The sequence below is a fragment of the Klebsiella sp. P1954 genome (genome assembly GCF_018199955.1).
Classification (GTDB): domain Bacteria; phylum Pseudomonadota; class Gammaproteobacteria; order Enterobacterales; family Enterobacteriaceae; genus Klebsiella; species Klebsiella pneumoniae.
Map to the genome: position 1 here is coordinate 183,906 of NZ_CP073373.1, position 14,544 is coordinate 198,449.

12 protein-coding genes, 1 pseudogene and 1 riboswitch are annotated in these 14,544 nt (G+C 51.9%); of the genes and pseudogenes, 11 read left to right on the forward strand and 2 right to left on the reverse strand.

Annotation, left to right across the window (positions count from 1 at the left end; genetic code table 11):
* The first annotated feature begins 42 nt into the window (after window positions 1-42).
* The 8 genes and pseudogenes from KB890_RS00945 (at window position 43) to KB890_RS00980 (ending at window position 7,245) form a co-directional block, all read left to right on the forward strand.
* A complete protein-coding gene (locus KB890_RS00945; RefSeq protein WP_004180050.1) occupies window positions 43-2,655 on the forward strand; it encodes a family 78 glycoside hydrolase catalytic domain in 2,613 nt (870 codons plus the stop codon).
* Window positions 2,656-2,697: 42 nt separating this feature from the next.
* On the forward strand, window positions 2,698-3,642 hold the full coding sequence (locus KB890_RS00950) for an AraC family transcriptional regulator (RefSeq protein WP_004180047.1): 945 nt from the start codon (window positions 2,698-2,700) through the stop codon (window positions 3,640-3,642).
* Window positions 3,643-3,828: 186 nt separating this feature from the next.
* On the forward strand, window positions 3,829-4,197 hold the full coding sequence (locus KB890_RS00955) for a hypothetical protein (protein ID WP_224146631.1): 369 nt from the start codon (window positions 3,829-3,831) through the stop codon (window positions 4,195-4,197).
* A 28-nt stretch (window positions 4,198-4,225) separates the two neighbouring features.
* Window positions 4,226-4,923, forward strand: a protein-coding gene (locus KB890_RS00960; protein WP_095033700.1) for an IS1-like element IS1B family transposase whose coding sequence is annotated in 2 segments (ribosomal slippage) — window positions 4,226-4,475 and window positions 4,475-4,923 — 699 coding nt in all. Because the reading frame shifts where the segments join, the coding sequence is not laid out codon by codon here.
* Window positions 4,924-4,947: 24 nt separating this feature from the next.
* The gene (locus KB890_RS00965) at window positions 4,948-5,574 is read left to right on the forward strand and encodes a carbohydrate porin (RefSeq protein WP_071784506.1); all 627 of its coding nucleotides are present in this window, start codon (window positions 4,948-4,950) and stop codon (window positions 5,572-5,574) included.
* A 32-nt stretch (window positions 5,575-5,606) separates the two neighbouring features.
* Window positions 5,607-6,562, forward strand: a pseudogene (locus KB890_RS00970) (alpha/beta hydrolase fold domain-containing protein).
* A 35-nt stretch (window positions 6,563-6,597) separates the two neighbouring features.
* Window positions 6,598-6,921, forward strand: a complete 324-nt coding sequence (locus tag KB890_RS00975) for a PTS sugar transporter subunit IIB (RefSeq protein ID WP_004180042.1) — start codon at window positions 6,598-6,600, stop codon at window positions 6,919-6,921.
* Window positions 6,922-6,930: 9 nt separating this feature from the next.
* The gene (locus KB890_RS00980) at window positions 6,931-7,245 is read left to right on the forward strand and encodes a PTS lactose/cellobiose transporter subunit IIA (protein WP_004180041.1); all 315 of its coding nucleotides are present in this window, start codon (window positions 6,931-6,933) and stop codon (window positions 7,243-7,245) included.
* 40 nt (window positions 7,246-7,285) lie between these two features.
* On the opposite strand, the gene KB890_RS00985 is transcribed toward KB890_RS00980, so the two are convergent.
* The gene (locus KB890_RS00985) at window positions 7,286-8,692 is read right to left on the reverse strand and encodes an MFS transporter (protein ID WP_004180040.1); all 1,407 of its coding nucleotides are present in this window, start codon (window positions 8,690-8,692) and stop codon (window positions 7,286-7,288) included.
* A gap of 586 nt (window positions 8,693-9,278) precedes the next feature.
* Here KB890_RS00985 and KB890_RS00990 point away from each other — a divergent pair.
* Both KB890_RS00990 and zapE read left to right on the forward strand, forming a co-directional pair.
* Entirely contained in the window at window positions 9,279-9,959 is a 681-nt protein-coding gene (locus KB890_RS00990) for an MgtC family protein (RefSeq protein ID WP_004180032.1), read from the forward strand.
* A gap of 96 nt (window positions 9,960-10,055) precedes the next feature.
* The gene (gene zapE, locus KB890_RS00995; protein WP_020324751.1) at window positions 10,056-11,117 is read left to right on the forward strand and encodes a cell division protein ZapE; all 1,062 of its coding nucleotides are present in this window, start codon (window positions 10,056-10,058) and stop codon (window positions 11,115-11,117) included.
* Between the two features lie 34 nt (window positions 11,118-11,151).
* Here the strand turns inward: zapE and katG are convergent, their stop codons facing one another.
* A complete protein-coding gene (gene katG, locus KB890_RS01000; RefSeq protein ID WP_004180028.1) occupies window positions 11,152-13,329 on the reverse strand; it encodes a catalase/peroxidase HPI in 2,178 nt (725 codons plus the stop codon).
* Between the two features lie 343 nt (window positions 13,330-13,672).
* Window positions 13,673-13,752, forward strand: a riboswitch (ZMP/ZTP riboswitch).
* A 17-nt stretch (window positions 13,753-13,769) separates the two neighbouring features.
* Here katG and KB890_RS01005 point away from each other — a divergent pair.
* The gene (locus KB890_RS01005; RefSeq protein ID WP_004180026.1) at window positions 13,770-14,402 is read left to right on the forward strand and encodes a LysE family translocator; all 633 of its coding nucleotides are present in this window, start codon (window positions 13,770-13,772) and stop codon (window positions 14,400-14,402) included.
* Window positions 14,403-14,544: the final 142 nt, after the last annotated feature.

Here is a 14,544-nt window from a genome sequence, read left to right on the forward strand (position 1 = left end):
TAAAAAAATGCCAGCAACGCCAATTTAGCCATGGTGGGAAAGATGTTAAGTATCAATTACCAAACGGAAAACATTATTGTCGATCATCTGCCAATTATGGTGTGCTGGTCTACCAATTATCCTCAAAAGTCATTTACGATAAAAGTGTATAAAGGTGCCGAACTGGTATCTCTTATCGCAAGAGAGGGTAATAAAACAATTGTCACTCTCGATGCAATATCGTTACAAAGCTTTACTTCTTATACCATAGAAGTCCTTACCCACGGTGACAATGGTGAGAACAACGTTTTTAAAAACAGTTTTACGACCAGTAACCTTGGCCATTTTTCTGGCCGCTGGGTGAGCGGTGGGCATCACTTCACTAATGATATTCATTACTATCGCGGTAAACGTAATGTGGTGATGAGAAAAACAATTTATCTCGACGAAGAACTCCTCGATGCCTATATCAGCATTGTTGGTCTTGGTTTTTATAAATTGTATATCAACGGTAAAGAGGTCACACGCGGTGAGCTCAATACTGACTGGACAAATTATGCTAAAATTATTTATTATGATACTTACAATATAAAGCCGTTTATTAATCAGCCGAAAAATGAAGTCATTGTTGAGCTAGCCGATGGCTGGTTTAATCCAGCGCCGCTTAAATTATTTGGTAAATATAACCTGAGAGAGACCTTAACCATCGGTGAACCACAGGTCATCGCTGACATTTATATGAAGTTTGCAGACCGCGAAATGATCATCGGTAGTGATGCCGACTGGCAATATTGCGAAGGCGCTTATACCTTCAATAATATCTATTTGGGCGAGCGCCTGGATATGAAACTGTTTCGCGGAGACAACACCACCGATTTGCTGATGCCTGACTGGAAAAATGTGGTGCTGAGCAACGGGCCTGAAGGCCGTCTGGTCTCGAGTTTTATTCCGAAAATTAACCATACGTTGTCCCTCGGGGCAGAGCATATCCACGTCGTAGACGAAGAGACATTCATTATTGATTTCGGTGCCATCGTCACCGGATTTATCGATTTATCCATTACCGCGTCTGAGAATCAACGTGTGGAACTGCTCTATAGCGAAGACGTTGATGAAAACTACGAACTAAACACTGACTCCACCCTTGCGGGATTTGTCGGCAAACAGGTTATTGAAGGTGTGATTATTGACGGCGGAATTGGATCACCGGCGAGGGCGGAACAGAAGGATGCCTTTGAATGCCGCAGTGGGAAGAATCATTTTATCAATGCCTTTACCTGTCATTCGTTTCGCTATGTGCAGTTAAGCGGTATTAATATTGAACAATTAAACAACGTTCAGGCGCTTTCAGTACATACTGTACTAAGGGAAAACGGGGGCTTTTACTGCTCAGATCCTTACATAAATAAGCTCTTTGAGGTTGCTAAAAGAACCAAACTGAATAACATTCATTCGGTCTTCGGGGATTGTGCCCGCGAACGTTTCGCCTATGGCGGAGACATTGTCGCGTTGGCCCGGTCGCAAGTGTATCAGTTTGACTCTGCCGCTATTTATAAGAAAACTATCTTTGATTTTATCAATGATATTCGTCCCTGTGGTGGTGTGACGGAAACTGCGCCATTTATGGGAATTAAGACTAATGGAGTCGGCGGGGAAACGGGCCCCCTGGGCTGGCAACTGGTATTACCTTATTTGATAGCCATTCACTATCGACATTATGGCAATGTCAATCTGCTGGCCGAAAGCTTGCCATTTCTTGAGAAGCAGATCCTCTCCCTGGAAATGCGCGACTTTGATGACCTGGTGACCTGCTGCCTGGGTGACTGGGGAAGCCGCGTTCATGATATGCGTAATTACAAAAATGGCTCGCCAGCTCTCCATTTCACCAGTGCTTGTTTCTATTATTATCATTTGTTAATTATCGCAAAAATATGTGATGATCTTGGCTTTAAAGAAAAATGGCTAAAATATATTGGCAAGGCCAATAAAATTAGAGAGAAAATTTTATCACTCTATAAGAATACGGATGGCAGCTTTGCCGATCGCAGTCAGACCAGCTTTGTTTTTGCAATCTACTTCGATTTGTGTGATGATATCGAGAGTTCATTGAATGCATTGATCGATCTCATCAAAAAAGAGCAAAATGTTATCACTTGTGGGATTTTTGGCCAAAGTTTTGCCTATGAAATATTTCATCGCTATGGTCATAATGAATTAATCCTTGAATGGTTAAGAGTCGAAGCCGGATTCAAGAAAATGCTTAAAAATGATGCCAGCACATTGAAGGAATTTTTCGGTGATAACCTGAATGGTTCGAATAATCATGCGATGTTCAGTTCTTATTCCAGTTGGCTGTTTCAGGCTTTGGGCGGCATTACCGTCGCTGAGGAGGCGGTTGGTGCTGATGTTATTTTAATCAGTCCATCCTTTACTGACACAATTAACTTTGTGGATTGCTGGCATCAAACCATCAGAGGGCGTATTGAGTGTCGCTGGCGGCGCTATAAAAAAGGCATAGAATTAGTCATCAAAGTGCCATTTAACCTCAAAAAATGCACTCTTAAATTACCAAAAGTGTATCAACTTAATAAACAATTACCTGCGCCGATAGACTGTGATACCTATCATCACTTTTATGACATTACCGATGCAGGTGAGATAAAAGTACTATTGTAATGATAGTGCATACCCAAACGTTCGCTCCAGTTAGGTACTTTTATGTTACACCATGATATTCATGAAAAGCTACTGGCTTATACCGATAGAGAACTCGAACTGCTTCGCGCTAACTATCAACTGTGTCATAAATTCAAAAGCCATATGGAGCGAAGGTTTTTCAAAGACAACTACATTCATATTGAAAAACAGACCCGATTTACTAAAATTCCGTTGCATTCTCATGGCTTTATCGAGCTTATTTATATATATCAGGGTAAAATGCATCAGAAGATTAATGAAGAAAGTCTCACTTTAGGTAAGGGGGAGATCCTGCTTATCAACCAGTTTGCCAGACACGAAATTGAAGCCGCAGGGCAGAATGATATTATCATCAATTTTATTATTAAGACCGAATTTTTCGGTCGACTCATGTCCCTTTTTGACGAAAATAACATCATTTCCCGTTTTATCCTTTCAGCAATTAATGGCAGAAAAAAACATGGAGAGCATATTCACTTTAAAGTGGGGGAAATCGACGCAATTCAAAACATTATGCATGTCATCATTAGCGAGATCTACAGTAATAACCACTTAAAAGAGATACGCGTCAATTTCCTGGTGGGACTGTTGATGACCGAACTGCTCTCGAATGTGCAAGCCAGCGATTACCATATCAACGGCAGTTACAATGAATCACTTGCCATGGCCGTGTTGAGATATATTGATACCGATTATAAAACTGCCAGCCTGAAAGAGATCTCCTGTCGTTTAAATCAGCCGAATTATAAGGTGAGTAAACTGATAAAAGACTTCACTGGTAAGAACTTTAGCGATTTGTTGGTTGAAAAACGCCTGGATGTGTTGATCCATCTCCTTAAGCATACTAATCACTCTATTATTGATGTTATTAATATGACGGGTTATGAAAACGCCTCGCATTGTTATAAGGTATTTAAAGAGAAATATAATATGAGTATTAAGGAGTATCGTGATCTGAACTCCTGAATAGTAAATTGGCTCACAGCGTTCATGCTATTGCATGTTTTTGTAATAAGTAAAATCGGCAACAACCGATATATAAAAAGGCAAGCTGGGTTATAACACGGGTGGCATTCTTTAAATAAAATCAGATAAGCAATAAAAATAATAATTTTATTTATTTTATATCTCTTACCCGATGGAGTCTGAAGAATGAACCCCAGAATTATTATTTCAGGTGTTATCTCATGTTTTCTGCCTGCGACCTTATGCCATGCGGCCAATCTAAGCGACGACGGCAGCTTCCAGTTAAATGGATATGGCATGGTGGCTGGAGATTTTCAGAGCGAACTAAACCGTCCCAAAAACATGTCGTTGCATACCGATCCCACCGGACCTAATCAGGATCCTCGTGGCAAAATGGGCGATTTGGGAAACAGTTTCTGGCACGATTACTGGACATCGCTGGCTATCACTAAAAAATGGCAGGGGCTGGCTTCTCCCGAGCAATGGGCTGATTACACCTATGAAATGGTGGGTTACGGCGATAAAACGGGTGATGCTGCCAACTTACTGATTTAGTGTATGATGGTGTTTTTGAGGTGCTCCAGTGGCTTCTGTTTCTATCAGCTGTCCCTCCTGTTCAGCTACTGACGGGGTGGTGCGTAACGGCAAAAGCACCGCCGGACATCAGCGCTATCTCTGCTCTCACTGCCGTAAAACATGGCAACTGCAGTTCACTTACACCGCTTCTCAACCCGGTACGCACCAGAAAATCATTGATATGGCCATGAATGGCGTTGGATGCCGGGCAACCGCCCGCATTATGGGCGTTGGCCTCAACACGATTTTCCGCCATTTAAAAAACTCAGGCCGCAGTCGGTAACCTCGCGCATACAGCCGGGCAGTGACGTCATCGTCTGCGCGGAAATGGACGAACAGTGGGGATACGTCGGGGCTAAATCGCGCCAGCGCTGGCTGTTTTACGCGTATGACAGGCTCCGGAAGACGGTTGTTGCGCACGTATTCGGTGAACGCACTATGGCGACGCTGGGGCGTCTTATGAGCCTGCTGTCACCCTTTGACGTGGTGATATGGATGACGGATGGCTGGCCGCTGTATGAATCCCGCCTGAAGGGAAAGCTGCACGTAATCAGCAAGCGATATACGCAGCGAATTGAGCGGCATAACCTGAATCTGAGGCAGCACCTGGCACGGCTGGGACGGAAGTCGCTGTCGTTCTCAAAATCGGTGGAGCTGCATGACAAAGTCATCGGGCATTATCTGAACATAAAACACTATCAATAAGTTGGAGTCATTACCGATGACCCATTGGGCACTGGCAAGCAGAAAGCAATTAGTTTTTCCGCGAAATACAGCATGCCGTCTTTTTGGGGAGTGGCAAAGGGACAATCGACAGTCAAATTACAGTATGGTAAAGGGGTTATTGCTCCTTATCTGAACACCAGTCGTATTACCGTCCTTAGCGAAGAGGGCGATTGTTCAATGCGTTTTTCCACCGACGGAAACTTGACGTTATTTGATGATTTTGCCGTCTCGCCGGCTTTCATCTATGAATATAACAAGCGTGAAAAAACTGCTGACCGAACCACCTTTATACCTGATACAGGTTATTCAGGGGGGGACATGACCTATGGTTCCGCAAATGAAACCGGGATCTTTACCGGCGTAAACGTTAAACAAAATATTCATCACCAAAATCTCTCCATGTTGTATGAAGTCATGGTGAATAACACTATCAATAAAAATGGCGTCGAAGGTGCCAGCGGCGTCGGCTACAAAATTGCCGCCGGCCCGGCCCTGCAACTGGATGTTTTACCGTATGTCGCGCCGATTCTCAGTTTGACGGTTACCTACGCAGGCGGGGACAAAGAGGTCACGTTATTGCCGGAAGACTCGGAGTGGCGAGTCGGGTATCGAATGGAAGTCTGGTTCTGAATCATTACTACATCACTACAGGATATTACCCTATGAACAAACACGTCGCTGCTATGCTGACGATGCTTATTATTCCGTCTGCTTTTGCACAAACACCTTTAACAGACAGCAAAACTATCGTTATTAAACCCAGCGCTCTGGCCGTCGAGATGGTGCCTGATATTGCCTATTCATTTACGCAAAATATCATGGGACGACCGCTCCAGTTAACGATGGATTTGCTCAAGCCTTATGCTGATAAACCGTTACCCGCAGTAGTATTTATTACCGGCGGCGGCTTTCTCGATGCGCCCAAATCAAAATTCATCGGTCAGCGGGTCGATATTGCCCGGGCCGGTTACGTCGTCGCCAGCATTACCTATCGGGTCGTACCCAATGTGACTTTCCCGGGCATGGTTGAAGATGCGAAAACGGCGGTCAGATTTTTACGCGCCAATGCTGAAAAATTAGGCATCGATCCCAACCATATCGCTGTGATGGGCGAGTCGGCGGGTGGGTATTTAGCCGCCATGGTGGGTACCACCAGCGGTCATAAGGAATTCAACCAGGGAGAGTATTCAAATCAAAGCAGCGATGTGCAGGCGGTGGTTGATCTCTATGGCCTGTCCGATCTGACGAAAGTCGGGGCTGACTTTTCCGCGGACATTCAAAAAGCGCATCAGTCACCGGCCATACCAGAGGCGATGCTGGTTAATGGTATTCCCTGGCAAGGCGGTGGCGCGATCTCCGCCTATCCCGAAAAGGCGAAACGGGCTAATCCTATCACCTGGATTTCGAATAAAACGCCGCCTTTTCTGCTAATGAACGGCGATGCCGACAATGTGGTTTCACCCAGCCAGTCAACGCTTTTACACGAGGCGCTGGTAGCGAAAAAAATACCGTCCACCCATTACGTGGTGAAAGGGGCGGATCACGCAGGTTTGATGTGGTATCAGCCTGAAGTATCAAAAATTATTATTAATTTTTTAGACCAAAATCTCAAAGATAAGCATCAATAATACGTTACAGAAACAGGTAAATAAGATGAAAAAAATATTTTTGTGCTGCGCTGCCGGCATGTCAACGAGCATGGTAATGAATAAAATGAAACAAGCGGCTGCGGCGCAAGGCATTGCTGTCGATATTATTGCTGTTTCAATGGATGATTTTGATCGCACGTTACCAAATTACGATTGCTGTCTTTTAGGGCCGCAGATTAAATATAAATTCGAAGAATTTAACAAAAAGGCCGCTGCGGTGGGCAAGAGAGTCGCCGTTATCGATAGCATGGATTACGGCATGATGCGTGGCGATAAAATTCTTGCTGCGGCGCTGGCGCTGCTGGATGAACCTTCACTTAACAAGTAGGGAAACCGTATGGATATGGAAGCAACCGTCATGGAACTCATCATTAACGCCGGTGAGTCCCGCAGTCTGGCGATGCAGGCGCTGCAAGCCGCCAGAAAAGGAGTGTGGCAGGACGTTGATAGGCTGATGCAGGACGCCGCAGATGCCGCAAAACGCGCGCATGATGTACAAACCATGCTTATCGGTATGGATGAGGGCTGTGGCAAAGTACCGGTTAATCTTATTCTGGTACATGCCCAGGATCATATAATGACCTCTATGCTTGCGCGGGAGTTGATCGCGGAGCTTATTGAGGTTCAGCGCCAGCTGCAACATCGCAACTGATAAAATATGTCGCCGCCGGCACCCTCGGCGGCGACCGCCATCAGATATTCTCCAGACGAATGCCCCGCGTTCTCGGGCCGAAGATCCCCACCGACAGCATCACCATCAGCATACTGACGACGATAAAGCTAATTACTCCCGGCGTGCCGGCGTATTGCAGAATAATGCCGATCAGAATGCTGGTCACCGCGGTCGAGAGCCGGCTGAACGAGTAGCAGAAGCCGACGGCGCGGGCGCGAATATGGGTCGGGAAGACCTCGGCCTGGTAGGCGTGATAGCTGATGGTCAGCCAGGCGTTGGACCAGGTGATCATAAACCCGCAAATCACCAGCAGAATCGGGTTGTTTTGCAGGGCGAACAGGGTGCCGAAGATAACGGTCATCAGCGCGGAGAGGACAATCTGCCACTTGTTTTCAAAGCGATGCACGAAGCGGGTGCAGAACAGGCAGCCCAGCGGATAGGCTAGGGTGATAAAGAAGGCGTACAGCAGGCTATGGGTGATGCTGGCGCCCTGACCGGAGAGCAGCGCCGGCAGCCAGTTGCCAAAGCCGAAGAAACCGATCGCCTGGAAGAAGTTCATCACCATTAGCATCAGGGTGCGCTGCCGATACTGCGGCGCCCAGATTTCGCGGAAGGTGCCGCGTTTGACGACGCTCTGTGCCGCATGCGCATGCTTCGGCGACGGCGTCAGGCCGCAGCGGGCTTCCATCTCACACATCACCGTATGCGCGTCATCATGCCGCCCTTTGCTTTCCAGCCAGCGGGCTGACTCCGGTAGCTTTTTACGGATAAACCAGATCGCCAGCGAGAACAGTGCGCCAAAGATGATCACCCAGCGCCAGCCGCTGAGGCCGAACAGGGTGGTCGGCACCAGCATCCAGGACATCAGCGCCACCGCCGGAACCGAGAGGAACTGGATGAAGAAGGCAAAGGCAAAGGCTTTATTGCGCAGATGGGTTGGCACCCATTCGCTGAGATAGGTATCAATGGTCACCAGCTCAATGCCGAGGCCGATCCCCACCAGAAAGCGGAAGAAGATCACCCCTTCCGCGCTACTCTGCGTCGCCATCAGCAGCGAAAAAAGACCGTACCAGGCGAGCGCCACCATAAAGGTCAGGCGGCGGCCCAGTTTGTCCGCCAGCGGCGCCAGCAGACTGGCGCCGATAAACAGTCCCATAAAGGTGGCGGAGGCGAAGGCCGCCTGGTCGGCGATGCCGAAGATGCCCGCCTGTCCGGTGTGGAAAATGCCCTCCGCCAGCAGGCCCGCGCTGATATACCCGGTCTGGAAGAGATCGTAGAGCTCAAAGAAGCCGCCAAGTGAGAGCAGGGTAATAAACGACCATAACCCAAATGAGGCGGGCAGCGCATCAATGCGTCCGGTTAAGCTGGCGTGCGGTTGTCCTGGCGAAGCATAGGGCGTTTCGCCGAGAACCTGGGTGGTAGACATGGTGTTGTGTTCCTCAGGAAGAATGGTTTGCCTGCTAATGTTAATTGATTGTTAATAGTTTTAAATTTTTAATCCTTAGCCTTAGCGACATTCTTTAGCGTAAGATCGCGCTGGGGAGACATAAATTTGATATTCATGCTGGTTTTCGCCGCATCCCAGCGGCGGAATTGAAGTAAATCACCGCTGACGGCATTTTGTCGCCTGGCGATGTCACGCTACGCAGGACCCGCGAAAGACAAACTAAACGAATCGTCACCGGCGGCGTTTTCGTGCTTTACCCATCATTACCCCGGGCTATAATGTGCCCACTTTTATTCAGGAGTCATACGTTGGACAGTCACCCTTATTGCGATTTTCCGGCAAGCTAACGCGATCATTTCGCTGCTTGCCGTCCCGGCGGGCAGCAATCTCTCAGTTCCGGATTGCCTCCCTCAATAATTTATGCGCCATTGAGCGCGAGAGGCAGCGTTATGTTTATGTTTTCCAGACCCTTATTTCCTCCACCATCATCCACCGGCTAATCGCCCGGCGCGGCTGAGCGCTACATCTGTAATTTTTGGCTTTCTGTTTTCTGGAGGAAGGCGCGATGGTATTTCCTTATATGACACATTTACTCGCGGCAATGTTGTTGGGGGCGCTGATCGGCGCGGAAAGACAGTGGCGGCAACGTATGGCCGGTTTACGCACCAATGCCCTGGTGGCCACCGGCGCGGCGGTGTTTATTCTCAGCGCGATGTCGGCCTCGCCGGACAGCCCGGGGCGTATTGCAGCGCAGATCGTCTCCGGTATCGGCTTCCTTGGGGCAGGGGTGATTATGCGTGATGGCATGAACGTCCGCGGCCTCAATACCGCCGCCACGCTGTGGTGTTCGGCCGGGATCGGCGTACTCTGCGGCCTGGGACAGTTCTGGAACGCGACGGCGGCTACGCTGATTATTCTGTGCGCCAATATCCTGCTGCGCGAGGCGGCGCAGCGCATTCATGCCTTGCCGGGGGCCGGTGACGAAGAGAAACGCTATGTCTTACGCGTCACCTGTCTGCGCGAACATGAAAATGCCGTGCGTCAGCTGTTGCTGAATATTGCGCAGCAGCAGCGGTTTACCCTGCAGGGATTGCAGTCGGCGGCGGCGGACACCGGGGACCATCTGGAGATTTGCGCGCAGCTGATTAGCCATAAGCAGCACCAAAAAACGCTGGCGCAAATTATGGCGCAGATGGGCGTTCAGCAGAACGTCACATCGGTGCACTGGCGTGTCGGAGAGGCGTAGGGCTGGCGGCGGAGCAGCGGAAACGGCCGCTCGTCGCGCGATTCGCCATCCCGCGGGAAAGCGGCTAGAATGGCCTCCTCGCAGGAGGTTATAAGAATGTTAAATAATGGATGTGTACCCTCGAAATCTGGTCCCACAGAGGTGACGGCTGATTTTCGTTTTACCCGCGTGATGGCCGAGCAGGCGGCGCGGGCGCGTCTGACGCTGGACGACGATCAGCTGTCACTCATCGCCCGCCTTGACGCCCTCGGTCAGCAGTTGGTGTCCACGACAGGCAGCCCGCAGGGGGTATACGTCTGGGGACGTACCGGGCGAGGGAAAAGCTTTATCCTCGACCACTTTTTCGCCAGCCTGCCGCTCGCCGCCAGGCGGCGGGTCCATTTTCATCACTTCTTCCGCGAACTGCACCAGCGGCTGAATGCCCCCGGAGCGCCCGACCTGCAGACGGTGATGAGGCAGATGACATCCGGTTGCCGCCTGCTATGCTTCGACGAATTTCATCTGCATGACCCCGGCGACGCCATGCTGATTAAAGCCTTGCTGGAACACCTCTTTCAACACGGTATCGTGCTGCTGGCCACCTCAAACTACCCACCGGAGATGCTGCTGCCCAATCCGCTGTATCACGATCGCTTTTTACCGTCGATCGCGCTGATCCGCGCCCATCTAACGGTGGTGGCGCTGAACGGCGAGGAGGATTATCGCGAACGGCATCTGAGCCAGGATAACGCCTTCTGCAGCGGGCGGATGTGGGTTAATCCGAATGCACAACAGCGTCAGCTGTATGACCTGCCGTCGCTGCCTGGCGAACCGGTTTCGCTGACGGTAGGCTATCGCACGCTGCTGGCGGCCGCGGCGTCGCCCGCGTTGCTGCACTTCACCTTTACCCAGCTTTGTCAGGCCGCCACGGCGGTGATGGACTATCTGACGCTCTGCGAAAGCTATGCCATCTGGTTACTGGACGAGGTGCCGCCATTGGCTACGGTGGGGCCGGCGGCCCAGCAGCGCTTTATCAATGTGATTGATGTGCTGTATGAAAAGCAGATCCGCCTGCTGTTGGTGACCCGCTGCGACCTGGAGACGCTGGTGGCAGGGGTGGAACTGGAGGATATTCAACGAACGCGGAGTCGCCTGCAACAGCTGCCGCGGGCGGTATAAGAAAAACGCCCCGGCGGGAGCCGGGGCGAGAGGATTACAGATCGAAGCGGTCGAGGTTCATCACCTTGGTCCAGGCGGCAACGAAGTCATGCACCAGCTTCTGCTGCCCGTCGGCGCAGGCGTACACTTCCGCCAGGGCGCGCAGTACCGAGTTGGAGCCAAACACCAGATCCACGCGGGTGGCGCTGTACTTCGCTTCGCCGGTTTTACGGTCGCTGCCGGTAAACAGCTCCGCGTTATCATCGGCCGCTTTCCAGACGGTAGCCATATCCAGCAGATTGACGAAGAAGTCATTGCTGAGCACGCCGACGCGGTCGGTAAACACCCCGTGTTTGCTGCCGTCGTAGTTCGCGCCCAGTACGCGCAAGCCACCGACCAGCACGGTCATTTCCGGGGCGGTTAGCGTCAGCTGCTGCGCTTTATCGATCAGCAGGGTTTCCGTCGAGACACCGCCTTCGATACGGCGATAGTTGCGGAAGCCATCCGCCAGCGGCTGCAGCAGATCAAACGACTCGACGTCGGTCTGCTCAGGCAGAGCGTCGACGCGGCCTGGGGTAAACGGCACATTGACGCTGACGCCGGCGGCAGCGGCTGCCTGCTCAACGCCGACCACGCCGGCCAGCACGATAATATCGGCCAGCGACGCTTTGCCGGAGGCGCGCTGGATCGCCTGCAGGGTCGGCAGCACCCGGCTGGCGATGGCGTTAACCGGCCAGTCTTTCTGCGGGGCCAGCGCCAGACGCGCGCCGTTAGCGCCGCCGCGTTTATCGCCGCCGCGGAAGGTGGAGGCGGACGCCCAGGCAACCGAGACCAGCTCACTGACCGACAGGCCGGCGCCGGCGATGGCGCTTTTCAGGCTGGCGATATCTTCCGCGCTCGGCTGATGTGTCGCTGCCGGCAGCGGATCCTGCCAAATCAGATCTTCTTTCGGCACTTCCGGCCCGAGGTAACGGGATTTTGGCCCCATATCACGGTGGGTCAGCTTGAACCACGCCCGGGCGAACGCCTCGTTAAAGGCCTGCGGATCGTTGAGGAAGCGGCGGGAGATTTTTTCAAACTCCGGGTCGAAGCGCAGGGTCAGGTCGGTGACCAGCATGGTCGGTTTGCGCTTTTTCTCCGGGTTAAACGGATCCGGGATAATCTCCGGCGCGTCTTTGGCTTCGAACTGGATCGCGCCAGCCGGGCTGCGGGTCTGCACCCATTCGTATTTGAACAGGTTTTCGAAAAAGTAGTTGCTCCACTGGGTGGGCGTCTGCGTCCAGACCACTTCCAGACCGGAGGTGATGGCGTCCGCGCCTGCGCCGCTGCCGTAGCTGGAGTGCCAGCCCAGACCCTGCGCTTCCAGCGGCGCGGCTTCCGGCTCGGCGCCGACGTGGCTGGTTTCTGCGGCGCCGTGGGTTTTGCCCAGCGTATGGCCGCCGGCGATCAGCGCGACGATCTCTTCATCGTCCATCGCCATATTGCCGAAGGTGGCGCGAATGGCCGCCGCGGCGGACAGCGGCTCGCCGCTGGCGTTCGGACCTTCCGGGTTGACATAAATCAGACCCATTTCGGTGGCGCCGATGGCCTGTTTCGCCAGGCTTTCCGGATGACGGTGGGCCAGCCACTCTTTCTCATCGCCCCAGTCGACGTCGAGATCCGGTTCCCAGACGTCTTCGCGACCGGCGCCAAAGCCAAAGGTGCGGAAGCCGGCGTTTTCCAGAGCGACGTTACCCGCCAGCATGTAAAGGTCGGCCCAGGAGATTTTCTGGCCATATTTCTGTTTCACCGGCCACAGCAGACGGCGGGCCTTATCGAGGCTGACGTTGTCAGGCCAGGAGTTCAGGGGGGCAAAGCGCTGCTGTCCACGACCTGCGCCGCCGCGACCGTCAACGGTGCGGTAGGTGCCGGCGCCGTGCCAGGCCATACGAATAAACAAGCCAATATAGCTACCCCAGTCTGCCGGCCACCACTCTTGCGAATCGGTCAGCAGCGCTCTGAGATCAGCCTTCAGCGCGGAGTAATCGAGCTTTTTAAACTCTTCCCTGTAGTTAAAATTCTCACCCAACGGGTTGGAGCGATTGGAGTGCTGGTTTAACAGATCGACACGCAGCTGGTTCGGCCACCAGTCGCGGTTGGCGGTGCCGCTGCCGGCGCTCTGTTTTGGCGTCTCGGCGTGGAAAGGGCACTTCCCGGCGGATGCATTGTTGGATGGGTCGTTAGACGTGCTCATATCAGGCTCCGTTTGCTTTTGTGAATGCCGTTACGATATACACTGCTACCAATAAGCGATATTTGAATGAATCTACGGATTTAATAGCTATTTCCGTTCAATGAAGGGTTAGGCAACCCCCTGGTGGGACCGTGTCGGCCTGGAGATTGAGATTAACCTCATTAGTAACCATAGCCGTAACGAGGCGGCAAAGGAAACGATCCGCGTCAAGCTGGGCGAAGGAATGCTAATTGTTTGAGATATGACAATTTTCCTGCGAGAAAAGGATGAGGGCTGTCCGTTGCGCGAGCGTAACGAATGTTCGGTACGGGGGTTGTTGGCGGACACAGAATAAGCTAATACTTAGGCACCATGTGACTGGCGCTGAAGACAGAATACTGTCGGGGAGCATGGTCGACGTCGCCGCGCGCCTGGGCATTACCGATAGCTGGAGATAAGTTATGCCTGAATTCGCTTCATTAATGGCCTTTGCCGCGGTGGCGCTGGGGTTGGTGTTAACCCCAGGCCCCAACATGATGTATCTCACTTCGCGTTCGATTTGCCAGGGAAAACGCGCTGGCTTTATCTCCCTTGCCGGCGTGGCCGTGGGTTTTTTCTTCTATATGTTGTGTGCCGCTTTCGGCATCACCGCGTTGGTTTTCGCGGTCCCATACGCCTACGATGCCTTGCGTTTATGCGGGGTCGCTTATTTGCTCTATCTGGCGTGGCAGGCGATCAAACCGGGAGGGCGGCCGATATTTGCGGTGCGCGACTTACCCGCGGACAGTGGGCGTAAGCTGTTTCTGATGGGATTCCTCACCAGCCTGGCGAACCCCAAAGTTGCCATCCTGTATCTGTCCCTGCTGCCGCAGTTTATCACCCCTGGACTCGGCAGCGTGCTCAGTCAGTCGTTAATATTAGGCTGTACCCAGGTGATGATCAGCGTGGCGGTGAACGGCATGATTATCTTGCTGGCCGGGCAGGTGGCGTTATTTCTTGGTCGGCGGCCGGGCTGGCAACAATTTCAACGCTGGCTGATGGCGACGGTACTGGCGGGAATGGCGGTTAAGATCGCTTTTGAGGCCAGAAAATAAGCGGGTTGATCGTGTAAACAGATGCCAGCCGTCCCCGTTGCTGGCTAACCTCGCACTCTGATGCCTTTCTCCTGCACAGAAAGGCTTCCCACGCTCTAACATGCTGAAACATTTCTGCCAGATCATTAGCAACCTTTCAGTA